Raw genomic sequence first — 23,064 nt, forward strand, 5'->3', positions numbered from 1 at the left:
CTGAGCGCTGACCAGTACGGCGTCCCCTCCTGTGCGAGGGGATTTTTTATTTGCAGGGTTCCCAGGTCATCCCTAGAACGCAGGAGTACGACGGTGAGCGAGCACGTGGAGCACGAGGCGGACGACGCGATCGACCGCGGCGGCTACGACTTCAACGCCATGCAGGCCAAGTGGCGGCCGGTCTGGGAGAAGCTCGACCCGTTCAAGGCGAAGGACGACGGCTCGGCCGAGCGCCGGTACGCGCTGACGATGTTCTCCTACCCGTCCGGTGACCTGCACATGGGCCACGGCGAGGTGTTCGCGCTGCACGACGTGCTGTCCCGGTTCTGGTTCCAGCAGGGCTACGACGTGCTGAACCCGATCGGCTGGGACTCCTTCGGGCTGCCCGCCGAGAACGCGGCGATCAAGCGCAACGAGCACCCGGCGACCTACACCTACGCCAACATCGAGACCCAGGCGGAGTCGATCCGCCGGTACGCGCTGAGCTTCGACTGGTCGCGACGGCTGCACACGTCCGACCCGGAGTACTACCGGTGGACGCAGTGGCTGTTCCTGCGGTTCTTCGAGAAGGGTCTGGCGTACCGCAAGGCGTCGTACGTGAACTGGTGCCCCAACGACCAGACCGTGCTGGCCAACGAGCAGGTCGTCCAGGGCCGCTGCGAGCGCTGCGGCTTCGAGGTGACCAAGCGCGAGCTGACCCAGTGGTACTTCAAGACCACCGACTACGCCCAGCGGCTGCTGGACGACATGGACCAGCTGCAGTGGCCGGAGGAGATCCTGCTGCAGCAGCGCAACTGGATCGGCCGGTCCGAAGGTGCCTTCACCGGCTTCCAGGTGGAGGGCCGCGAAGAGCCGATCAAGGTCTTCACCACTCGCCCGGACACGCTGTTCGGCGCCACCTTCCTGGTCGTCGCGCCCGACTCCAAGCTGGCCGCGGACCTGGTCACGCCGGATCAGCAGGAGGCCTTCGACGAGTACCTGAAGGCCGTCAAGGCATCGACCGAGATCGAGCGGCTGAGCACCGACCGGGAGAAGACCGGCGTCTTCCTGGGCTCCTACGCGACCAACCCGGTGACCGGCGAGCGGATCCCGATCTGGGCGGCCGACTACGTGCTGTCGGACTACGGCACCGGCGCGATCATGGCCGTACCCGGCCAGGACTCGCGCGACTGGGAGTTCGCCGAGAAGTTCGGCCTGCCGATCGTCCGTACCGTCCAGCCGGAAGAGGGCTTCGACGGCAAGGCGTTCACCGGCGACGGCCCGGCGATCAACAGCTCCAACGCCGAGATCAGCCTGGACGGGCTGGGCGTCACCGAGGCCAAGTCGACGATCATCGACTGGCTGGAGGACAAGGGCCTGGGCGAGCGGACGATCAACTACCGGCTGCGCGACTGGCTGCTGAGCCGGCAGCGCTACTGGGGTGCGCCGATCCCGATCATTCACTGCCCGGTCGACGGCGAGGTAGCGGTACCTGACGACCAGCTGCCCGTCGAGCTGCCGGACCTGCGCGGTGCGGCTCTCGCTCCCCGGGGTGTCTCGCCCCTGGCGTCGGCCCGCGACTGGGTCGAGGTCAGCTGCCCGAAGTGTGGCGGGCCCGCCGAGCGGGACACCGACACGATGGACACGTTCGTCGACTCGTCCTGGTACTTCCTGCGCTACATCTCGCCGGACTACACCGAGGGCCCGTTCGACCGGGCCGCGGTGGACCGCTGGATGCCGACGTACCAGTACGTCGGTGGCAAGGAGCACGCCGTACTGCACCTGCTGTACGCGCGGTTCTTCGTCAAGGCGCTGCACGACATGGGCATGATGGACGCCACCGAGCCCTTCACCCGGCTGATGAACCAGGGCCAGGTGATCAACGAGGGCAAGGCGATGAGCAAGTCGCTGGGCAACGGGGTGAACCTGGGCGACCAGCTGGACGCCTTCGGGGTCGACGCGGTCCGGCTGACGATGGTCTTCGCCGGTCCGCCGGACGACGACATCGACTGGGCCGACATGTCGCCGGGTGGGTCGCTGAAGTTCCTGCAGCGGGCCTGGCGGCTGGCCGGGTCGGTCGAGTCTCCGGTGGGCGTTGATGTCAGCACCGGTGACCTGGCGCTGCGCAAGCTGACCCACAAGACGGTGCACGACGCGACCGAGCTGGTCGAGTCGTACCGGTTCAACGTGATGGTCGCCCGGGTGATGGAGCTGGTGAACGCCACCCGCAAGGCGATCGACTCCGGCCCGGGGGCGTCCGACCCGGCGGTCCGCGAGGCGGTCGAGACGGTGGCGATCCTGCTGAGCCTGGTCGCGCCGTACACGGCCGAGGACATGTGGGAGAACCTGGGTCACGAGCCCACGGTCGCCAAGGCCGGCTGGCCGAAGGTCGACCCGGCGCTGCTGGTCGAGGACTCGGTGATCGCCATCGTCCAGATCGCCGGCAAGGTGAAGGACCGGCTGGAGGTGTCGCCCGACATCTCCGACGCCGACCTGGAGCAGCTGGCGCTGGCGTCCGAGGCGGTCCAGAAGGCACTGGACGGCCGGGGAACCCGCAAGGTCATCGTCCGCGCGCCGAAGCTGGTCAACATCGTCCCTGCCTGAGACGCTGCACGGATGCGTTCAGAGCTGATCGACGTTCAGACCGGCGGCCGCGAGGTTGTCTTCGATCTGACCAGCAGGTGTGAGCAGTTCGTCGCCGCTGAGGCCCACCAGGCCCAGGGCGACGGACTGCTGCACCTGTTCGTCCCGCACGCGACTGCTGGGATCGCGATTCTGGAGACGGGCGCGGGGAGCGACACGGACCTGCTCGCAGTACTGGAGGAGTTGCTGCCGCGCGACTTCCGCTGGCAGCACCGGCACGGTACGCCGGGGCACGGGCGCGATCACGTGCTGCCCGCGCTGATCCCGCCGTACGCGTCGATCCCGGTGATCGGCGGCCGGCTCGCGCTCGGTACCTGGCAGTCCATCTGCCTGGTCGACACCAATGTGGACAATCCCCAACGGCAGGTACGCCTTTCCTGGTTGCCGAGTTAGCTGTTTTTTCAATGGACTCGCAGATTGTTCATGCCTTATTGCGATGTTGCCGAATGCGTTACGTATGCGAAACACGTCTCCGCTTGAATACTCGGCATGGCGGCCCTGGAGAACCTGCGTGAGCACTGGCTCGTGGTTGGCACCGAGCTCCTGGTCCGCGCGACCCGGGGCATTTGCGACGGCAGTCTGCTGAATGCGGATTCGGGCCGCGCCGACACCCGGGCCCGGATCGAAGAATGGACCAGTGTGCTGTCTTTGTACGCACCTGTGAATGAAGTGGATTCAGTACGCGTCAGTGCCTGACGCGGCAAACAATCGTTTGCCTGCTCGCCGTCTCGATCCCTGGTCACCGGGTGCGTACGGGCCCGACACCCCTGTCACGCTATGTTGTGGGGGGACTGTGAGGCTCTGAATGGGGTGACGGGCTTTGTCGGACGCGGATGGCCGGGCTGAGGAGAGGCGTGGTTTCGCCGATCTCTTGCTTGACCTGAGGGTCCAGGCAGGACTGTCACAGGAGGAGTTGGCCGACAAGGCCGGGCTCAGCGTGCGGACCATCCGCGAGCTCGAAGCGGGCCGGGTCGCCCGGCCACGCAAGGATTCTGTACGCCTGCTCGCTGAAGGTCTCGGGCTGCGCGACGGCGACGCCGGCCGGTTCCTGGCCGCCGCCGGTCATGCGACGGTGCGGCCGGTCATCGCGGTGGCTGATCCCGCGCCGACCGGGTTGCGTTGGCGAGGTACCAGGCCGATCCCGGACGGTCTCGTCGGGCGCGAGGTCGAGCTGGCGGAGATCGAGAAGCTGCTGCGGCAGAACCGGCTGGTGACGCTGGTCGGGCCGGGTGGAGTCGGCAAGACGGAGCTCGCGCTGGCCGCTGCCGATCGGGTCTCGTCGGTCGACACGGCCGTGGTGGTCGTCGACCTCACGACGGTGCAGCGCGATGCCGCAGTACCGTCAGCGATCCTCGATGCTTTCGGTACGGCTCCTGGGACGTCGGATCTGGATGACGTGTTGTCCGGGCGCAAGCCGGGTGACCTGGTGATCGTCGAGGACAACGCCGAGCACGTGCTCGACGGGGTCGCGACCGTGGCGAACCGGATGGTGCGCAGCTTCCCGGGGATCGGCGTACTGGTGACTTCGCGGATTCCATTGGGGTTGCCGGATGAGGTCGTGCGTCGGGTGCAGGTGCTCGGCGTACCGGCCAATGACAAGGATCTGGAGGAGATCGCGGCGTCGCCGGCCGTGGTGATGTTCTGCCGGCGGGCGGCTCGGGTGCGGCCTGACTTCGCTTTGACTCCTGAGAACGCGGCGACGGTTGCTCGGCTTTGCCAGCGACTGGATGGCTTGCCGTTGGCGTTGGAGCTTGCGGCTGCGCGGGCTGGGTCGTTGTCGGTGGAGACGATCCTGGCGGCTCTGGATGACCGGTTCCGGTTGTTGTCGGGGCCGCGGCGGTTTGGGGCGCCGCATCAGCGGACGTTGGCGGACACGATCGCGTGGAGCGTCGACGCGCTGTCGGATCCTGCGCGGCAGTTGCTTTATCGGGCCTCGATGCTCGGGTCGCCGTTCACCTTGGACGCGGTGGTGGGGGTGTGCACGGGTTCGCCGATCGACGCGTTGGACGTTCCGATGCTGCTCGCTGAGCTGGTGGACAAGTCACTGCTGCAGCCGGTGCTGGAGTTCGAGGCGCTGTACGGCGCGCGGTACAAGATGCTCGAGACGATCCGCGAGCACGCCTATGCGGGGTTGTCCTCGCAGGGTACCGACCTGGTGGAGTTCAAGGATCGGACTGTTGCGTGGTGCTCGACGTACGTCGAGTCGCTGGACGGGGCCTGGTCGAGCCCGGACCGCGAGCGGCGCTACCGGGCGGCCAACGCGAACTCGGCGACCTTCGAGGTCGCCCTGGAGCGGGCATCGGCGCTGGGGGACTGGGACACGGCTGCGGCCATTGTGCTCGGGTTCCGGATCGCGTGGCAGTACCAGGCGAGCGTGGCCGAGAGCGGGATCCAGTGGGCGAGCGTGTGCGCGGAGAACGTCCACGACAAGGAGGTCAGCGGTCGACTGCTCGCTATCGCCGGCCGGCTGTCCAACCTGACCGGTGACGTCCGAGCCGCTCGCCGGTACTACGGGGAGGCGCGGACACTCATCTCGCCGTCCTCGGAGATGGGGCTGATGGCCCGTGGCGGGTGGGTGTCGTCCGGGTCGCTCCTGCTCGACACACTGAGCTTGGCGGAGATACCGGCGCTGGTTGATGACGCCTTGAAGCATGGCGATGTGCAGCGGTCTGCGACGGTGCAGGCGATCTGTGGGCTCGCGCTGGCTCGGTGGGGGCGGCTGCCTGAGGCCAAGGAGCTGCTGCTCGCTTGGGAGGCCGCGCTGGCTAATCCGGGGGTGTACCCGGATGAGATCGCGTATATGGCGCTGAGCCGGGTTGAGTCGGAGCTGGGGAATCTTGCGGAGGCTCGCCGCTGGGCTGAGCTGGCGCGGGGGAGTCAGGCTTCCGATGACCCGGAGCGGACCAAGGTGGCTGGGTGCCTGGCGATGGTGGAGTTCCAGGCTGGGCGGTACGAGCTGGCGCAGGCGCTGATCGATGAGGCTGATGCTGACATTCGTGGGCATCGCGGGTACTTCGACTACCTGGTGATGCTGTACCGGAGCCGGCTGGCCCGGCGTACGGGGGACTTGGAGCAGGCTAGGTCGTCCATCCGGGACGCGGTGAGCCGGTTGCTGGTCGAGGGACGGGTTGTTTACCTGCTGGACGTCATGCCTGAGGCTGTGGCCGTGCTGCATGCGTTGGGGCAGCACGAGCAGGCCGATGCGCTCTGTGGCCAGCTACTGGCCTGGCAACGCACGATGGACCCGCCCATGCTCCCCACTGCATGGGCCGTCCTACAGGAGTCCTGCGAGAGCGCCCCGGTCGCCGAAGGCTGGCCCCTGCCGGACCCCGCCGAAGCAGTACGCCACATGGCCGACGAACTCCTCGCTGCACTGTCCTAGCCCGCACCCCGCACCCCGCACCCCGCACCCCGCTCTCGGCGCTCCGCCTCCGCACCCCGCTCTCGGCGCTCCGCCCTCGCACCCGCACCCGCAGTCCTCCCCGCGCCCCCGCCGTCCTCCCGACGCCAGCGCGGTCCCTCGCCGGCGCCCACGCCATTCCACCCGGCGCCATTTGTCCCCGCGCTCACGCCGTCCCTCCCCACCCCAACGCCTGGCGACCGGGCCTCCACTCCCTTCGCCTTCCTTCCCTTGCCGCGTCGAAGGGTGCTGGCGCCTGACGAGCCAGCTCGGGTTTCGTGACGGGGATCGGTGGAAGCTGCCGGGGAACTGCCGGTGCTTCTGCCTCGTCCGGACATGGCCTGCGGAACAAGAATTACAGCCGTAGGACAGGTTCCACGAGACAGAGATCCGAGACCGGGTTCGAGCGATACGGAAGGAGGCGATGACCATGCCGAGGCAGACATGGCTCGCCGGACTGCCGGGAAGCTCGGCCAATCCGGAGCAGGCGACGCGGAGGACATCCGGCAGTCGGACGGTGGGGGCGCCGAACAACTGCCGAGATCTCCGGAGTGCTGGCTCGTGTGGAGCTGCCCTACCTCACACCGGGGGCCGTGCACCGTCAGGGCACGTGACCCGGGGCGGGGTCCCAGCAGCGACCAGGCACACGACACAGGGGACGAGTGCCGGTCCGGTCGACACGGGAAAGCCGGCGGGTTTGGTCACCCGCCGGTGGGTCGACCGCTGGGGCTCCCCGGGGGATTGCGGTGAGCCTCACAGGGGACGGCTCGCCGCGTAGCCGGTACCAAGCCATGTGAGCTGACACCGAGGGGGAGTCAGCTCTAGCGGCGAGGTGGAGGACCACACAGGGGATGGTCCCTCCACCTCGCCGAGGCGGATCAGGTAACGGCTTGGGCCAGTACTGCGGTCTTGTCGAAGGCGTAGCCGACCATCCAGTGCGGCTGGAGGCGGCAGTACGCGATCTCGTCGGCCCAGCTGGAGGGGGAGCTGCCGTAGTGGGCCACCAGGTGGGCCTCGATCTCGGCGAAGTCAGGGTGGTCGGTGGTGAGGAACTCGACCTGCCCGTGGCTGAAGACGCCGATCCGCTCGCCGTCGACGTACGAGATGCTTGCGGCAGGTCTGGCCTTCAGTTGGCGTGCCTTGGCCGCCTGCATCGACGTGGTGAACACCCAGCGAGCATGCAGGAAGTGGCCGTCGACGGCGCTGATCCTCGGCTCACCCTTTGCGGTCACGGTAGCCAGGTTGAGCGTGCACATGCCTTGCAGGATCCGGACCAGCTCGGCGGCGGTCAGCCGCCGCTCGTCGCTGATGATCTCGCGCAGATGCTCCGTGGAGCGCTCGTAGGCCGCCTCGAGCAGCCGCTGCAGGTCCCCGACTTCCTCGCTCGTCTCTTTCATTGACCGAGTCTGACACCGGGCGCGGACGAAAACTGTCCGGTAACCTCGCTGCATGTCAGCCCGCGTGCACGTCGTCACCGACTCCACCGCGGGTCTGTCGGCGCACGAGGTGCTCCGGCTCCCGCTGACCGTAGTACCGCTGCAGGTGGTGATCGGCGGGACGGCGTACGACGACGGCGCGACCAGCTCGGACGCCGTCGCGGAGGCGCTGAAGACGTTCACCCCGGTGTCGACGAGCCGGCCCGCTCCTCAGTCGTTCGCGGACACGTATGCCGAATGCGCCGAGGCCGGGGCCGAGTCGATCGTCTCGATCCACCTGTCCGGCGACATGTCGGGGACGTTCGAGGCGGCCATGATCGGCGCCAAGGAGTCGCCGATCCCGGTGCGAGTGGTCGATTCGCGGTCGCTGGGGATGGGGTTGGGCTTCCCGGTCCTCGCTGCTGCTTTGGCTGCCGCTGACGGGGCGGACCAGGCGGGCGTCGAGGCGGCTGCCCGCGCGCGGATGGCTGCGGTCTCGTCGTACTTCTATGTCGACACCCTCGAGTACTTGCGCCGCGGCGGCCGGATCGGAGCAGCCCAAGCCCTGCTCGGTACTGCGCTAGCAGTCAAGCCACTGCTGACCATCAGCGGTGGGCGGATCGTCCCGCTGGAGAAGGTCCGCACGTCAAGCCGCGCAATCGCCCGCCTCGCCGACATCGCAGTCCAGCGCGCCGGTGACGGCCCGGTCCAGGTAGCCGTCCATCACCTGGCCAACCTCGACAAGGCCCAGACCCTCGCAGACGGCCTAGCCGACCGCCTCCCACAGGCGGAAGAAATCGTCCTCCGCGAGGTAGGTGCAGTAATAGGCGCCCACGTCGGCCCCGGCATGCTCGCAGTAGTAATCGCTCCCCGCTGACCCCCGGCATGCCCGTGGTAGTAGTCCCTCCCCGCTGCCCCCCGGCATGCCCGCGGTACCCCTCGCTTCCCGCTGACCCCCGGCATGCCCGTGGTACCCCTCGCTTCCCGCAGACCCTCGGCATGCTCGCGGTACCCCTCCCTCCCCGCTGACCCCCGGCATGCCCGCGGTACCCCTCGTTTCCCGCTGCCCCCGGCGTGCTCTTGTACTCATCCGCCCCTGCCAACCACAGCGACCCGGCGACGCTTGTCCCGGCGATGCCCGCTGGTGCCAACGCAGGGTGCTGAACCCGGACGGGGATCGTCCGCTAACAGTCCTACGCTGAGGCATGGCCGAGACGGATGGTGTTGACGGGTGGCGGGTTCTTGACGGCGGGCTGAGCGCTTGGTTCGACTCGCCGTCGTTGAGCGTCGGGGCGGCATTCGCCGGTCGCATCGTCGGGTTGGTGGGCGGGCGGGGGATGCCGGATCTGGATCTGCGGGGTGGTGGGGTTCGGGTGCGTATCGGCGTACCGGGAACTGAAGCGGGTGATGCTGACGTGGAGCTGGCTGACGCGATCTCGGCGGCGGCTCGGGAGCTTGGGATGGCTGCGGATTCGGCGGGGCTGCAGGAGTTGGGGGTGGCGGTCTCTTCCACCGACTTGCTTCCGGTGGTGTCGTTCTGGCGTAGCGCCTTTGCCTATGAGCCGGTGGGCAGTGACCGCTTCGGGGATTCGTTGCGGCGGGATTCGGGGATCTCGTTCCATCGACTGGAGCAGCCGCGGCCGTTGCGCAATCGGTTCCATGTCGACGTGAGCCGGATGCCTGACGCGGTGGAGGAGTTCAAGGCGGCTGTCGGGCAGGAGTCGTACGGTCCGTGGGGAGTTGCGCTCGCCGACCCCGACGGCAACGAGATCGACCTTGTCCCGGGGAGCGAGCTTGCCGATGGGCCGGCGACCGCTGACTGGCGGGTGCTGTTCGGCGCGATGACCTTCTACCCGACGACTTCCGCTGCGCAGGCAGTCCAGCTGGCGACGGCTGTTGCGCGTCTCGCCGACGAGGCCGGTCGGCCGTTGCTGGTGGATCTGCGCCCGGACGGCGTCACGATCGACAGCGGGAAGGACCAGTGGGAGAACGACGTCGCCGAGTTTGTTGAGCTGGCCGCGCGGATCCAATCGGCCGCGCGCGAGCTTGGGTTGTCGGCGGATCTGGGGCGGCTGCGCTTCGTCCAGTTCGGCATCGACGCGGTCGACGTTGCCGCAGTACGGGCGTTCTGGACGCGCGTACTCGGCTATCACGAGGACCCTCGCGGCAACGACATCTACGACCCGCGACGCCTCAACCCAACCTTCATCTTCCAGCAGATGGACGCCGCCGACGAGGCGCGCCGCCGCCAGCGCAACCGAACCCACCTCGAACTCTCGATCCCGTCTGACCAGCTCCAGACCCGCCTCGACGCAGCCGTCGCCGCCGGCGGACAGATCTTGCCCACCGACCGCCCGGGTAGCCACGCCGTTGCCGACCCAGAAGGCAACGAACTCAACCTCCTCACCGCCTGACCCAACCTCTTCGACTACTTACGGTTCTGGTACTTCGCGCGCTCCGCCTTGGTGAGGCCTTAATGCCTTGTGGATAACGGAAAACGGCCGTCCTGATTTGCGCGCGAGCAACTACACAGCGTATTATCGAACACATGTTCCCCTCTGATCTGGATGGCTACGGCGCCCGCGAGACTCTCGCCGCGCTGGTGGACGTCCACGATCTGCAGCGCCAGGCCGACCTCGCCGAGATACGTCTCGCCCTGCACTTCGCGGACCTGCACCCTGACCCCGCGACACTCTCTGGCGAGGTCGCGATGCCTGGTGGGGAACGCGGCATCGTGTACGGCGGCGCGGGCTGTCCCGCGGTCGCCGAGTTCGCCCCAGCGGAGTTCGGCGCCGTGACCGGTAGGTCAACGGGGGCCGCGGCGACCTTCCTCGGGCAGGCGCTGGCGCTGCGGCACCGGCTCCCGCAGACGTACGCGCAGGTGCTTTCGGGACACGCGACGGCTTGGAAGGCGCGCAAGATCGCCACCGCCTGTATGGAACTGTCAGAGGAAGCGGCCGCGATCGTCGACCGCAGAGTCGCCGCCATCGTCGACTCGGTCACTCCGCTGCGACTGGCGAACATCGTCAGGGCGGCGATGTGGCAGGCCGACCCCGAGGCGGCCCAGGCCAAGGCCGAGGAGAGGGCCCGGAAGCGAGGGGTGTGGGCCGGACGATCCGATGAGTACGGCACGACGATGTTGTTCGTCCGTGCCAGCTCGGGTGACGTGATCCGGTTCAAGGCGACCGTCGATCAGGTCGCCGACGCGCTGGCAGCCCTTGGCGACAAGGATTCCAAGCAGCAGCGTCGCGCGAAGGCACTTGGCGTACTCGCCGACCCAGCACTGGCCGACAAGCTCCTCCAGGTCGCCCACCACCTGACTGCGACCTCCGTGGTCGTCGGCAGCGCCGATACCGACCCAACGGCCAGCGCCACTCCAGACGCGGCTCCCGATGCAACCGCCGACGCCCAGAAGGCCGACTGTCCGCCAACCGGGCCGGCGTTGGTACCTGCCCCCGATTCGGAGCGGCAGCGGGACGACTTCGACCGCGAACCTGAGAATGACGCCTACACCGAGGACGCTCCGCACCCCAGCGACCCTGCCTTCGACGACTACCTTCCCGATCCTTCGCAGCGAACCGATGAGCCCTGGTCGTCCGACCGGACGGACGAACGGCAGGAATCGGATCGCGGTATGGATTGGGCCGCGCGCCGGGACCTGGCCAAGAAACTCGATGCCATCCGGCAGATCGCCCACACCGGGCGGAGACCCAGACAGACGGTCCTCTATGCCCACATCACCGACGAGGTTCTCCTCGCCGGGCAGGGCGTCACGCGCGTCGAAGGGTATGGCCCGGTCTACGTCGACCGGCTGCACGAGCTCCTCGGTCATGACCAGGTGGTCATCCGGCCGGTGATAGATCTCAGGGTCGGTGTCAGCGCTGACGCCTATGAGATCCCTCGCCGGATCCGCGAACAGGTGAAGCTCACCTACCCGGTCGAGCAGTTCCCGTACGGCACGGCCACGACCACCGACAGCATCGATCTCGACCACATCGAACCCTTTGATCCGCACGGACCACCGAAGCAGACCAGTACGGCGAACCTCGTACCCCTGCGGCGATTCAGCCACCGGGTGAAGACCCATGGCGGCTGGGGATTCCGGCGCATCGACGAACTCACAGTGGAGTGGACGACTCGCCACGGATTCGTCTTCCATGTCGATCACCTGGGGACCCACCGCGTCGACGACGGTGACTGAGGTGGTTGTCCCCAGGCCGAGAACTTCCTCCGCCGGATACCGGAAAGGCTCGTACTTTCCCTGGTGTGAAGCTCTCCCGCCGACCCCCACCCCCGGACCCGGAAGCCCGCCGACAAGCCCTCTCCCGCCTCCAGGGCGCCAGCCATCCACGAGAAGGCCGAGACCCCGACGAAGTCAGAGGTGGCTGGACCCCGCCGGTAGCTCTGCCCGACCAGCTGAAAGGACCGCTATGGACACTCCAACCTCGCCACGTGGTCGTGCTCGCCCTCGTCCTTGTCGTCGGATTGGTGTGGGCGGGCTATGCGCTCTTCCGTACGAAGCCCGAGCCGATCCCCAATCCACCAAGCAGCCTGACGTCCGGTTCACCTGTTGCGTCACCAGACCAGGGGACGCAATCCGTTGGTACGCCGCCCGCCGGCACACGGCCTCCTGCGACGCAGCCTCCGGGCGCGCCGGCCACGATAGTGGTGGATGTTGCCGGCAAGGTCCGGCGCCCTGGGCTGGTTCGCGCACCGGCGGGCTCGCGAGTCGCGGACGTACTGGCTGCCGCGGGCGGAGCGCTCCCAGGGGTGGACCTGACGACGCTCAACCTCGCTCGCCAGGTCACCGACGGCGAGCAGATCGTCGTCGGAGTCCCATCACGTGCACCCGCCGGCACTCCAAGCACAGGACAGCCAACCGGTACGCCGGGAACCTCTGCTGACACGCCCCTCGATCTGAACACAGCAACCCTCGCCCAGCTGGACGCCTTGCCAGGCGTCGGCCCGGTCCTCGCCCAACGCATCCTCGACTGGCGCACCGAACACGGCCACTTCACCACCACCGACGAACTCCAAGAGGTCCCCGGCGTAGGCCCCAAAAAACTCGAATCTCTGAAACCCCATGTCCGAGTCTGACCCCGAGACTGAGCCGCCTGACGAGACCGTCGACCTGCGCTTGCTCATCCCGGCAGGCGCCGGCTGGCTGACGGCCGCGCTCCTGCTGGGCGCTAACGCATCAGCTGCCTTCTGGACTGCGGCGGTGACTGCAGTTGCCACGGGTCTCGCAATGGCCGCCGCTCTGCTTTCGGAGGCAACGCATCGACGGTCCGAGCTGGGCCGGCGTGAGCGTTTGCGGTTGCCTTCGTGGACTGGGCTGTCTGGCCGTCCGGGGTTGGCTCGGAGGGTGGTGGTTACTGCCGTGGGGGTTGGGGTTGTTGTGGTGGGGATGGCAGTGGCGGCTGGCTGGCAGGTGGAGAGGTTGCAAGCGGGGCCGGTGATGGGGTTGGCGCAGTCGGGGGCTGCGGTGAAGGTTCGGTTGAAGGTGGTGGGGGATCCGGCGGTCCGGAGTACGCCGGGGAGCAGACGCCCGCCGTATGTGATGGTTCGGGCGACTGTGGAGGAGGTGAGTGGGAGGGGATCGGCGGCCCGGGTTCGTACGCCGGTGTTGGTGATTGGGACTCTGCGGTGGAAGGAGGTGAGGTTCGGCCAGCATGTCGAGGCGACTGGGCGGCTTGGGTCCGTCGACAAGGGCGGTGAGGTGGCTGCGATGTTGTCGTCGCGGGTCGCGCCTCGGGTACTGGATGAGCCTGCCTGGTGGTTGCGGGCTGCTGAGCGGGTTCGAGCCGGGCTGAGGCAGGCAGTAGCCGGGGAGCCGGAGGCAGTACGGGGGTTGGTACCGGCGCTCGTCATGGGTGACGAGTCACGACTACCACCTGAGTTGGCCGAGGATTTCAAGACGACCGGGCTGACGCATTTGTCGGCTGTGTCCGGTACCAATCTCACGCTCCTGTTGGCGTTCGTACTCCCACTAGCGCGTCTCCTCGGCGTACGGGCTCGCGGGTTGACCGTCGTCGGACTCGCCATGGTCGTGGTGTTCGTCGTGCTCGCTCGGCCTCAGCCGAGTGTGCTGAGGGCGGCCGTGATGGGGCTCGTCGCCTTGGCTGCGATGGCCGGTGGTGGCGGGACTCGGCGCGCGGCGCGGAGCCTTTCGGTCGCGGTGATCGCTTTGCTGTTGGTCGACACATCGCTCGCGAGGTCCGCCGGGTTCGCCCTGTCGGTGCTGGCGACCGCGGGCATCGTCCTTCTCGGACCGAGCTGGCGCGACGCGCTCGCCCGCTGGATGCCGATGCGCCTCGCCGAGGCTCTCTCTTGTCCGCTCGCCGCACAACTCGCCTGTACGCCGATAGTCGCCTGGCTCTCCGGTCAGGTGTCAATGGTCGCCGTCGCAGCCAACCTGCTCGCGGGACCGGCCGTCGGTCCAGCGACGATCCTCGGCTTCGGTGCAGCCGGGATCGCCTTACTGAGCGTGGATCTGGCTCATCTTCTCGGCTGGCTCGCTGGCTGGCCGGCGCGATGGATCATTCTCGTCGCGGAGAAGGGCGCCGACCTGCCTGGTGCTTCGAGCAGTTGGCCCGCGACGGTGATCGGCATTGCCGTGCTGACTCTGCTCTGCATCGCCCTGGTGCTCGGCCTGCATCGGATACTCGCGCGTCCGATCGCGATGCTGCTTGCTCTCGTTCTGCTGGCCGTCGTCATCTTGCGGCCGATCCGCTCGCTGGGCTGGCCGCCCGACGGCTGGCTTATGGTCGCCTGCGATGTCGGCCAGGGCGACGGGCTTGTTCTGCACGCGGGGCGCAGTACGGCGATAGTCGTCGACACCGGCCCTGACCCCGCAGCCATTGACCGCTGTTTGAGTCAGCTCGACGTGAAGTACGTGCCCGTCGTCGTGCTGACCCACTTCCACGCAGATCACGCGGGTGGGCTTGCGGGTGTTCTGCGGGGGAGGAAGGTCGGCGAGATCGAGGTGACTCCGTACTTCTCGCCACCCGCCGAGTACAAGCGCGTGCTCGAGTTGGCCGCCCAGCACCAGATCCCCATCCGGCCGGTCACTTACCGGGAGAAACGCACGATCGGCCCGGTCAGCTGGACCTCACTCTGGCCCGCTCGAGTACCAGCGCTCACCGGCAAGTCCTCCGCAACCAGCAGCGACGAAGGCTCACCCGAAAACAACGCCAGTATCGCCCTGATGACCGAGGTGGCAGGCCTCCGCCTGCTCCTCACCGGTGACCTCGAACCCGAGTCCCAACGCGCCGTCCTCGCCACCGGCGCCGACCTCCGAGCCGACGTCCTGAAGGTCCCGCACCACGGCTCCGGCCAGCAGGACCCCACGTTCATCGCCGCAACGAAGGCCAGACTCGCCATCATCTCCGCCGGCCTCAACAACGACTACGGCCACCCCGCACCCCGAACCCTCGACCTCCTAACCCACCAAGGCATGAAAATCGCCCGCACCGACACCTCCGGCTCAATCGCCCTACTAGCCCCCAACCACCACCTCTCCATCACCACCCAACGAACCACCTCCTGAACCCACCCACCGCACGGGCGTCTGCGGCAACTGGCGGCGAGCCGGTTCGTGGACGTCGCCCGGCGTATGTGCTTCTGCGCCACCTGCAGTCGGGTCGCTGGAAGCCGCCGCCGCACCGGCTTCCGAGCCACCTGGGGTCGGGTTGGTGGATGCTGCCCGGCGTACCGGCTTCTGCGTCGCCCTGCGATCGGCTGGTGGAGGCGTATCGGCGTACCGGCTTCTGCCGCCCTGCGATCGGCTGCTGGTGGAGGCTGCCCGGCATACCGGCGTACCGGCTTCTGCGGACCCGGCGAACTGGGTGGTGGAGGCTGTCCGGCGTACTAGGTTCTTCGGCAACCGCGGATCCGGCTGGCCGGCGATCCGGCTTGTGCGCCGGCCTGCGATCGGTTGACGGAGGCTGCCCGGCGTACCGGCTTTTGCGCACCCGGCGGACTCGCTGGTGGAGGCTGTCCGGCGTACGGGCTGCTGTGGCATCGTGCGATCGGCCAGTGGGGGCGTCCGGGCTTCTGAGCCACCGGAGTCGGGTTGGTGGAGGGGTACCGGCGTACCTGCTTTTGCGGACCCGGTGAGCTGGGTGGTGGAGGCCGTCGGGCGTACTGGGTTCTGTGGCACCCCGGGGTGCGGCTGCTGGAGGTTGGCCGGCGTACTGGCTTCTGCGCCGCCGTGCGATCGGCTGCTGGAGGCCGCCCGGCGTACCGGCGCTTGCGCACCCGGCCGACTGGCTGGTGAGCGCTGTTCGGGGTACGGGCTTCTGTGGCCCCGGGGTCTGACTGCTGGAAGCTGGCCGCCGTACGGGCTTCTCCGCCGTCTGTGGTCGGCTTGTGGAGGCGTACCGGCTTGCAGCTGGTGGAGGCTGTCTGGCGTACGGGCTGTTGTGGCACCCTGCGATCGGCTGGTGGAGGCGTCCTGGCGTGCGGGCTTCTGAGCCACCTGGGTCGGGTTGGTGGAGGCTGCTCGGGGTGCCGCGTACCTGTTTTGCGCACCGGCGAGCTGGGTTGGGGAGGTTGTCGGGCGTACTGGGTTCTGCGGCACCCTGGGGTGCGGCTGCTGGAAGCTGGCCGGGTACCGGCTTCTGCGGCGCTGAGGATCAGGTTGGTGGAGGCTGCTCGGCGTACCGGCTTTCTGGTGGCCGGTGAATCTGGTTGATGGGGCTGCGCGGCGGGCCGCGTCCCTAGGTCGTTCGGTGAGGCGGTTGCTGAGGGGCGGTTGGCGAGGTAGGTCACGCGGCGGTCGGTGGACGGGCGTTGGATGCCAGCTGGTGAGTGCGTGTGGTGGAGGTCAGTTGGCGGGTTGGGTGTTGGGAGGGGGAGTGTGGGTGGGGATTGTCGGTGGGGCGTGGGATGCTTGCGGGCGTTATGGCTGCTCGAAAGAATTCTGCGCCCAAGCTTGGCGATGTGCTGCTTGTTACTGGTCCGGAGGCGTTTCTTGCCGATCGGGCTGTTCGGTCTGCGATTGCTGCCGTGTCCAAGGGCGGCGCTGAGATCGAGGTGACTGAGCTTGGTGGGGCTGATCTCGATGTCGGTGTGTTCGCCGAGCTGACTGGGCCGTCGCTGTTCGCGGCTGAGCGGGTGATGGTGCTTCGGACGCTGGAGAACTTGCCGGCTGAGATGGTGCCGCATCTGCTTGAGTACGCGGGGGCGCCGTCTGAGGACGTGCTTGTCGTGCTGGTCCACTCGGGTGGGCAGAAGGGCAAGGGGGTTCTCGACAAGTTGCGGAAGGCTTCGGTCAACGAGGTTGTCGCGACGGCGCCTAAGACGTGGGAGTTGCCGCAGTTTGTGCTGGGTGAGATCCGGTTGCTCGGGGGCAGTATTGATGAGCGCGCGGCGACGGCGTTGGTCGATGCGGTGGGGCACGATCTGCGGGCGTTGGCTGGGGCTTGTTCGCAGCTTGTCTCCGACTCGGGTGGGCAGCCGGTTAGCCCTGAGCTGATCGGGCAGTACTTCGGTGGTCGGGCTGAGGTGACGAGTTTCGCGGTCGCGGACGCGGCGATTGCCGGGCGGACTGAGCCGGCGCTCGAACAGCTGCGCTGGGCTCTGGATTGCGGAGTTGCTGCCGTGCTGGTGACCAGCGCGATGGCGGGTGGGTTGCGCGGGTTGGCGAAGTACACGAGTGCGCCTAGTGGTCTCCGCGAGGCGGATCTGGCGCGCGAGGTCGGCGTACCGCCGTGGAAGTTGAAGACGCTCAAGCAGCAGGCGCGTGGGTGGACCGCTGGTGGGCTTGCGGCGGCGATCAAGGCGGTCGCGCAGGCCGATGCCGACGTCAAGGGTGCGTCAGGCGATGCCGGCTATGCGCTCGAGCGGATGGTCATCACTGTCAGCCGCGCCCACGGCCGCCGCCAGCCCGCCTGAGCCACCGCAGAAATCACAAACCCGCCCGCAACTCAGGGGTCGGGAAGCACTTCTGGGCGCGCAAAAACGACCGGCCTCGGTTTGTAGCGGGAGGCCGGTCGTCAGGCGTGGATCAGAGGGAAGCGGCCTTCTTGAAGATGGACGACTTCCGGTTCGCAGCCTGGTTGGCGTGGATGACGCCCTTGCTGGCTGCCTTGTCGAGCAGGCGGGCGGCAACGCGGGCCTGCTCCTGCGCCTTCGCGGTGTCGCCGGTGTCAGCAGCCTCGCGGAAGCGGCGGACAGCCGTCTTCAGGGTCGACTTCACCGACTTGTTGCGAAGCCGCGCCGCCTCGTTCTGGCGGTTGCGCTTGATCTGGGACTTGATGTTCGCCACGGATGCAGAGCCTCGATCAGTGTTTGGGATCAGTACAGGAAAAGTTTGGTGCCGTGCACGGGTGAGTACCAACGCACACGCGCGAATGAACAGATTACCAACAAGCCCCCGTCAGCACCAAACCGAGTGATCACCGGCTCAGGCGCAGGAGCAGCCTCAGGACTCCAGGCTCGCCTTCAGCTTACCCAGCGTCTGGTGGATGCCGTACCGGTTGATCTTCGTCCGGTCCCCGAACATCCGGGCGAACACCGCCTTCAGCGCCGCCGGCCGCCGGTCAGTCCAAGACTCAGTCACAGTGCACCCCGACCCCGAACCAGAGCCCGTCGCCGCGAACTCATACGTCCACAGCGCCACAGGCACCGGCCCGAACGTGATCCGGAACGAGAACCGTTCACCCGGTACCGCCTCGACCACCTCGCCCTGCGTGAACCACCGAAACACCCCGGACCGATTGAGCCCGATGAACCGCGACCCCACCCCAGGAACCCCGCCCGTACTCCACCGGACCCCGGTGCACTCCGGACTCCACTCCGCCATCCGCGACAGCTCGCTCACCTGCTCGTAGACCTCCAGCGGCGACGCGGCAACCTCGATCGACTCACTGACATCCGCCACGTCGCATCCTCCAGCTAGGGGTAGCCGAGCTCCGGTCCCGCCGGTACATCCTTCTGCGGCCCGTCCTGGATCCTCTCGCATGCCCCGCTGATCACATCGCACCGCACCGTCATCTGGCGATCCGTACCCAGCCCCGCGGAGTTCAGGAGATGGGTGGAGTCCTCCCAGACCGCCTCGTGGTCGGCAGTGACGACCAGAGAGGAGACCTTGAAGCCGGTCTTGGCAGCGGTATCCACCAGAAAGGCCTGCGTGCTGCCTCCCGCCTCAGTCACCAGGACCTGCCCGTCAGGGGACAAGGTGCCCCCGGTACCTCCGCACTCCTGCAGGGTGGTCGTCAGCTTGTTGGTGGCCTCCAGCGTCACCACCCGCACGCACAGGTTCGCGCTGGAGGCCGGTGAGGACTGATCACTGAGCAGCATCCGATCAGTACCCCGGTACGCCGTGAGCTGATGCCCGTCCGTGTCCACACTGACCGGCGTCCCACCCGGCTCCCAGACCTGTGTAGTCGCATCCTTGTCCCGGTCGCGCATGAACCAGACCCCATGGCTGTTCCACCCCACCACCTCCGCATTGGTGGTCGCAGCCGTCGAAGCCAACCGCTTGCCGGTAGCAACCGACACAGTGACGACCGACGCAAACCCCTTGCCGCCAGGAGCGACATACGCCAACTGGCTCCCATCCTGCGACAAGGCCGCCCCGTCACCCGTCACTGGCCCGAATGACCGGTACTTCCCGTCAGTACTCAGTACCCCCACCTCAGCCGCGTCAGAGCCCGACTGCCGGTACGTCACCCAGCCACAGTCGACCCGCCCGATGCTGTACACCTCCTGCCCGCCCTGCAACGGCACCCGAACGCCCCGGTCCTCCAAATAGCCGCCCTTCAGGGAAGCCATCGTGAACGGCACCGACGGCGGCGGCCCGAACGGCAGCTTGTTCAGCTCGGCGTACTCCGGATCGCTGTACTCCCGCTTCGAGAAGCTCAGCGCCTCAACCGGAGGCGGCGTCGGGCACAGACTCCCCGCAGGTGGCGCCGAGTGCTCACGCGAGATCGCCAGCGGCACAGCCACCGCAGCGATCACCGCGGCCATCGCCAGCCCACCCACCAGTACCGGCACCCACCGTCGCTCCGAGGAGGCCGGCTGCTCCGTGGGGAACAGTTCCGGCGGTACTGCGTTGTCCGGCACGGTCCGGGCTGCGGCGTCGAGGGCTTCCGACAGCCGTTCTTCTAGATGCTTGGTCATCGGTCCTCCTTCAGCTTGTGGCCCAGACTCTTCAGCGCGCGGGACGCGGTCGATCGCACGGAGACCTCACTGATGCCGAGGGTCTGCGCGATGTCGGCGTCGGACAGATGCAGATAGAACCGCATCACCAATACTTCCCGCCGCCGGGCCGGTAGCGTCGCGAGCGCCGCCAGTACCTCCCGGCGGTCCTCGCCGATCATTGCCGCGCTCTCGGCCGACCAAACCGCCGGCTCGGGCTGGCCCCGGTGCAGCAGGGCGAGCTTGCGGCGCCGGAGTACGGATCGGCTGGTGTTCAGGACAGCGGACCGCAAGTAGGCCTCGATCCGAGCGAGGTCCTTGATGCTGTCCCAGCGCCGGTATATCGCGGCGAAGGACTCCTGTACCGCGTCCTCGGCCGACGGCCGGTCCCCGAGCATCAGCAGCGACAGCCGCACCATCCCGGCCCACTGTTCCCGGTACAACCGGGTGATAGCAGCCTCCCGATCCGGCGCAGCCCCAGGCGGCGCCGAAGCTCTGCTTCCCCCACCAAGCATCATGTCGCTCACAGTAAAGAGACACCGGCTCAGCGCATTTGTTGCAGCTCAGGCCGGTGAGAGACCGTGGATGCGGAAATGGTTGGTCTGTCATGGGATGATTGGGCAGTTGCCCGACTCCTCAGACGACGAACTGGAATTCTCCGTGCCCGCTGGCCCCACGTCCGTTCCGCAGCCCGGTCGCACCGACCCGACGCTGATCCGGAACTTCTGCATCATCGCCCACATCGACCACGGCAAGTCGACGCTGGCCGACCGGATGCTGCAGATCACCGGTGTCGTCGACGGCCGGGCGATGCGCGCGCAGTACCTGGACCGGATGGACATCGAGCGCGAGCGCGGCATCACGATCAAGTCGCAGGCCGTGCGGCTGCCGTACGCGCCGCAGCCGGACTCCCCGGGTGGGCTGCTCGCCCCGGACGGTACGACGTACATCCTGAACATGATCGACACCCCCGGCCACGTGGACTTCACCTACGAGGTGTCCCGGTCGCTGGAGGCGTGTGAGGGCGCGGTGCTGCTGGTCGACGCGGCGCAGGGGATCGAGGCGCAGACACTGGCCAACCTGTACCTCGCGCTGAACGCGGACCTGCACATCATCCCGGTGCTGAACAAGATCGACCTGCCGGGCGCCCAGCCGGAGAAGTACGCGGCCGAGCTGGCGCACATCATCGGCTGCAAGGAGTCCGACGTACTGCGGGTCTCGGCGAAGACCGGCGAGGGCGTCGAGGCGCTGCTGAGCGAGATCGTCGCCCAGGTGGAGCCGCCCAAGGGCGTGAAGGACGCACCGCCGCGGGCGCTGATCTTCGACTCGGTCTACGACACGTACCGCGGCGTGGTCACCTACGTCCGGGTGGTCGACGGCGAGCTGACCCACCGCGACAAGATCAAGATGATGTCGTCCGGCGCGGTGCACGAGATGCTCGAGGTCGGCGTCATCTCCCCGGAGCCGATGAAGTCGCCGAGCATCGGCGTCGGCGAGGTCGGCTACCTGATCACCGGCGTGAAGGACGTCCGCCAGTCCCGGGTCGGTGACACCGTCACCGCGGCCATCCGTGGCGCGACCGAGGCGCTCGGTGGCTACAAGCACCCGCAGCCGATGGTGTACTCCGGGCTGTTCCCGATCGACGGCGACGACTACCCGACGCTGCGCGACGCCCTCGAGCGGCTGCAGCTCAACGATGCGGCCCTGCAGTACGAGCCGGAGAGCTCGGGCGCGCTCGGGTTCGGCTTCCGCTGCGGCTTCCTCGGCCTGCTGCACATGGAGATCGTCCGCGAGCGGCTCGAGCGCGAGTTCGACCTGGACCTGATCTCGACCGCGCCGAACGTGGTCTACCGGGTCACGATGGAGGACGGCAAGGAACACGTCGTCACCAACCCGAGCGAGTTCCCCGACGGCAAGATCGACGAGATCTACGAGCCGGTGGTCCGGGCGACGATCCTCAGCCCGAAGGACTTCATCGGCGTCATCATGGAGCTGTGCCAGACCAAGCGGGGCAACCTGCTCGGGATGGAGTACCTGTCCGAGGACCGGGTCGAGCTGCGGTACACGCTGCCGCTGGCCGAGATCGTCTTCGACTTCTTCGACCAGCTGAAGTCGAAGACCAAGGGCTACGCGTCGCTGGACTACGAACCGACCGGCGAGCAGGCGGCCAACCTGGTCAAGGTCGACATCCTGCTGCAGGGCGAGACGGTCGACGCGTTCTCCGCGATCGTGCACCGCGACAACGCCTACGGGTACGGTGTGGCGCTGGCCGGCAAGCTCAAGGAGCTGATCCCGCGGCAGCAGTTCGAGGTGCCGATCCAGGCCGCGATCGGGTCCCGGATCATCGCCCGCGAGTCGATCCGGGCGATCCGCAAGGACGTCCTCGCCAAGTGCTACGGCGGTGACATCACCCGGAAGCGCAAGCTGCTCGAGAAGCAGAAAGAGGGCAAGAAGCGGATGAAGATGGTGGGCCGGGTCGAGGTCCCCCAGGAAGCCTTCATCGCCGCCCTCAAGACCAACGAGCCGTCGGAGAAGGCCAAGAAGTAGTGCCGGTCGACATCCCCGCGGAGTTCCTCAAGGTCGGTACGCGCGGTCCGGACTGGGCCGACTGGCTGGACAGGTTGCCGAAGCTGGTCGGCGAGTTGCTGGCTCAGTGGGAGCTGCGGGTCGACGGCGGTTCGGCGTACGGGGAATGTGCTTTGGTGGTACCCGTTCTCGCCAAGGACGGTACGCGCGCGATGCTCAAGGTCCAGTTTCCGCACGTGGAGGCCGAGACCGAGCATCTCGCGTTGCGCGCCTGGGACGGGAACGGTGCGGTCAAACTGCTGCGGGCCGATCCGCGCCGGTTCGCCTTGCTCCTGGAGCGTCTGCAGCCGCGTGACCTGACGACGGTGGGCGACCTCGAGGCCTGCGAGATCGTTGCCTCTAGCTACAAACGGCTGCATGTCGCCGCGGGGCCGCAGTACCGGCCCTTGTCGGGCGAGGTGAAGCAGTGGATCGAGGGCTTCCGGCAGCTCCCCGCCTCGGCGCCCGTGCCGCACCGGTACGTCGAGCAGGCGATCTCGCTGGCCACCGATTTCGCCTCTGACCCGGCCTGCGACGGCAAGCTGATCCACAGCGACCTGCACTACGAGAACGTACTGGCCGCGGACCGCGAGCCGTGGCTGGTGATCGACCCCAAGCCGCTCTCCGGAGACCCGTACTACGAAGTCGCGCCGCTGATCTGGAACCGCTGGGACGAGGTCGTCGCCACCGGCGATATCCGCTTCCGGGTCCGCCAGCGGTTCTACACCGCCATCGACACCGCCGAGCTGGAGGAAGAGCGCGCCCGCGACTGGATCGTCGTCCGCCAAATGGTCAACGTCCTCAACGCCCTCCGCGCCGCCACCCCCGACGCGTTCCTCCCACAGGACTGGCTGACCCGCAACATCGCCATCGTGAAGGCCATCCAGGACTAAACCGGTAGCAGGATGCGCCATCACG

18 protein-coding genes are annotated in these 23,064 nt (G+C 67.7%); 13 read left to right on the forward strand and 5 right to left on the reverse strand.

The features are described from left to right. Positions 1-93 precede the first annotated feature (93 nt). The 4 genes from leuS (at position 94) to OHA70_RS24230 (ending at position 6,004) form a co-directional block, all read left to right on the forward strand. Positions 94-2,583 (forward strand): leucine--tRNA ligase, encoded by a 2,490-nt coding sequence (leuS, locus tag OHA70_RS24215; RefSeq protein WP_328321373.1) that lies wholly within the window; start codon positions 94-96, stop codon positions 2,581-2,583. Between the two features lie 12 nt (positions 2,584-2,595). After that, positions 2,596-3,015, forward strand: a complete 420-nt coding sequence (locus OHA70_RS24220) for a YjbQ family protein (RefSeq protein WP_328321375.1) — start codon at positions 2,596-2,598, stop codon at positions 3,013-3,015. Positions 3,016-3,111: 96 nt separating this feature from the next. Further along, positions 3,112-3,318 (forward strand): hypothetical protein, encoded by a 207-nt coding sequence (locus OHA70_RS24225; protein WP_328321377.1) that lies wholly within the window; start codon positions 3,112-3,114, stop codon positions 3,316-3,318. Positions 3,319-3,442: 124 nt separating this feature from the next. Beyond that, complete coding sequence (locus tag OHA70_RS24230; RefSeq protein ID WP_328321379.1) at positions 3,443-6,004, forward strand: ATP-binding protein; 2,562 nt, start codon at positions 3,443-3,445, stop codon at positions 6,002-6,004. A gap of 896 nt (positions 6,005-6,900) precedes the next feature. On the opposite strand, the gene OHA70_RS24235 is transcribed toward OHA70_RS24230, so the two are convergent. Then, the gene (locus tag OHA70_RS24235; RefSeq protein ID WP_328321381.1) at positions 6,901-7,419 is read right to left on the reverse strand and encodes a pyridoxamine 5'-phosphate oxidase family protein; all 519 of its coding nucleotides are present in this window, start codon (positions 7,417-7,419) and stop codon (positions 6,901-6,903) included. A 52-nt stretch (positions 7,420-7,471) separates the two neighbouring features. On the opposite strand from OHA70_RS24235, the gene OHA70_RS24240 reads away from it, so the two are divergent. The 7 genes from OHA70_RS24240 to holA all read left to right on the forward strand — a co-directional run bounded on the left by OHA70_RS24240 (position 7,472) and on the right by holA (position 17,334). Further along, entirely contained in the window at positions 7,472-8,314 is an 843-nt protein-coding gene (locus OHA70_RS24240; RefSeq protein ID WP_328321383.1) for a DegV family protein, read from the forward strand. A 328-nt stretch (positions 8,315-8,642) separates the two neighbouring features. Next, the gene (locus OHA70_RS24245; protein WP_328321385.1) at positions 8,643-9,851 is read left to right on the forward strand and encodes a VOC family protein; all 1,209 of its coding nucleotides are present in this window, start codon (positions 8,643-8,645) and stop codon (positions 9,849-9,851) included. A gap of 134 nt (positions 9,852-9,985) precedes the next feature. Continuing rightward, entirely contained in the window at positions 9,986-11,638 is a 1,653-nt protein-coding gene (locus tag OHA70_RS24250) for a DUF222 domain-containing protein (protein WP_328321387.1), read from the forward strand. Positions 11,639-12,105: 467 nt separating this feature from the next. Then, positions 12,106-12,534: a ComEA family DNA-binding protein gene (locus OHA70_RS24255; RefSeq protein ID WP_328321389.1), complete on the forward strand. Its 429-nt coding sequence runs from the start codon at positions 12,106-12,108 to the stop codon at positions 12,532-12,534. Next, positions 12,521-14,986, forward strand: coding sequence for a ComEC/Rec2 family competence protein (locus tag OHA70_RS24260; RefSeq protein ID WP_328321391.1), 2,466 nt, complete (start codon positions 12,521-12,523; stop codon positions 14,984-14,986). Before OHA70_RS24255 ends, OHA70_RS24260 begins: the two co-directional genes overlap by 14 nt. A gap of 145 nt (positions 14,987-15,131) precedes the next feature. Beyond that, positions 15,132-15,377: a hypothetical protein gene (locus OHA70_RS24265; protein ID WP_328321393.1), complete on the forward strand. Its 246-nt coding sequence runs from the start codon at positions 15,132-15,134 to the stop codon at positions 15,375-15,377. Positions 15,378-16,341: 964 nt separating this feature from the next. Beyond that, positions 16,342-17,334 (forward strand): DNA polymerase III subunit delta, encoded by a 993-nt coding sequence (holA, locus tag OHA70_RS24270; RefSeq protein WP_328321395.1) that lies wholly within the window; start codon positions 16,342-16,344, stop codon positions 17,332-17,334. Positions 17,335-17,446: 112 nt separating this feature from the next. Here holA and rpsT read toward each other — a convergent pair whose 3' ends face one another. The 4 genes from rpsT to OHA70_RS24290 all read right to left on the reverse strand — a co-directional run bounded on the left by rpsT (position 17,447) and on the right by OHA70_RS24290 (position 20,099). Then, positions 17,447-17,707: a 30S ribosomal protein S20 gene (gene rpsT, locus OHA70_RS24275; RefSeq protein WP_328321396.1), complete on the reverse strand. Its 261-nt coding sequence runs from the start codon at positions 17,705-17,707 to the stop codon at positions 17,447-17,449. A gap of 156 nt (positions 17,708-17,863) precedes the next feature. Then, the gene (locus OHA70_RS24280) at positions 17,864-18,322 is read right to left on the reverse strand and encodes an SRPBCC family protein (RefSeq protein ID WP_328321398.1); all 459 of its coding nucleotides are present in this window, start codon (positions 18,320-18,322) and stop codon (positions 17,864-17,866) included. Between the two features lie 14 nt (positions 18,323-18,336). Further along, a complete protein-coding gene (locus OHA70_RS24285; RefSeq protein ID WP_328321400.1) occupies positions 18,337-19,563 on the reverse strand; it encodes a hypothetical protein in 1,227 nt (408 codons plus the stop codon). After that, positions 19,560-20,099: a SigE family RNA polymerase sigma factor gene (locus OHA70_RS24290; protein WP_328321402.1), complete on the reverse strand. Its 540-nt coding sequence runs from the start codon at positions 20,097-20,099 to the stop codon at positions 19,560-19,562. Before OHA70_RS24290 ends, OHA70_RS24285 begins: the two co-directional genes overlap by 4 nt. 142 nt (positions 20,100-20,241) lie before the next feature. Between OHA70_RS24290 and lepA the strand changes: the two genes are divergently transcribed. Continuing rightward, complete coding sequence (lepA, locus tag OHA70_RS24295) at positions 20,242-22,128, forward strand: translation elongation factor 4 (RefSeq protein ID WP_328321404.1); 1,887 nt, start codon at positions 20,242-20,244, stop codon at positions 22,126-22,128. Continuing rightward, a complete protein-coding gene (locus OHA70_RS24300) occupies positions 22,128-23,039 on the forward strand; it encodes an aminoglycoside phosphotransferase family protein (protein ID WP_328321406.1) in 912 nt (303 codons plus the stop codon). Before lepA ends, OHA70_RS24300 begins: the two co-directional genes overlap by 1 nt. The last annotated feature ends 25 nt before the right edge of the window (positions 23,040-23,064 follow it).

This window comes from Kribbella sp. NBC_00382, from assembly GCF_036067295.1.
Taxonomy (GTDB): domain Bacteria; phylum Actinomycetota; class Actinomycetes; order Propionibacteriales; family Kribbellaceae; genus Kribbella.

What these genes read in the sequence shown, in the direction of transcription:
- OHA70_RS24260 (WP_328321391.1), top strand. Translation starts at nt 12,521, where the DNA reads ATGTCCGAGTCTGACCCCGAGACTGAGCCGCCTGACGAGACCGTCGAC.
- OHA70_RS24220 (WP_328321375.1), top strand. Translation starts at nt 2,596, where the DNA reads ATGCGTTCAGAGCTGATCGACGTTCAGACCGGCGGCCGCGAGGTTGTC.
- OHA70_RS24225 (WP_328321377.1), top strand. Translation starts at nt 3,112, where the DNA reads ATGGCGGCCCTGGAGAACCTGCGTGAGCACTGGCTCGTGGTTGGCACC.
- OHA70_RS24245 (WP_328321385.1), top strand. Translation starts at nt 8,643, where the DNA reads ATGGCCGAGACGGATGGTGTTGACGGGTGGCGGGTTCTTGACGGCGGG.
- holA (WP_328321395.1), top strand. Translation starts at nt 16,342, where the DNA reads ATGGCTGCTCGAAAGAATTCTGCGCCCAAGCTTGGCGATGTGCTGCTT.
- OHA70_RS24250 (WP_328321387.1), top strand. Translation starts at nt 9,986, where the DNA reads ATGTTCCCCTCTGATCTGGATGGCTACGGCGCCCGCGAGACTCTCGCC.
- OHA70_RS24235 (WP_328321381.1), bottom strand. Translation starts at nt 7,419, where the DNA reads ATGAAAGAGACGAGCGAGGAAGTCGGGGACCTGCAGCGGCTGCTCGAG.
- OHA70_RS24285 (WP_328321400.1), bottom strand. Translation starts at nt 19,563, where the DNA reads ATGACCAAGCATCTAGAAGAACGGCTGTCGGAAGCCCTCGACGCCGCA.
- OHA70_RS24240 (WP_328321383.1), top strand. Translation starts at nt 7,472, where the DNA reads ATGTCAGCCCGCGTGCACGTCGTCACCGACTCCACCGCGGGTCTGTCG.
- OHA70_RS24290 (WP_328321402.1), bottom strand. Translation starts at nt 20,099, where the DNA reads ATGATGCTTGGTGGGGGAAGCAGAGCTTCGGCGCCGCCTGGGGCTGCG.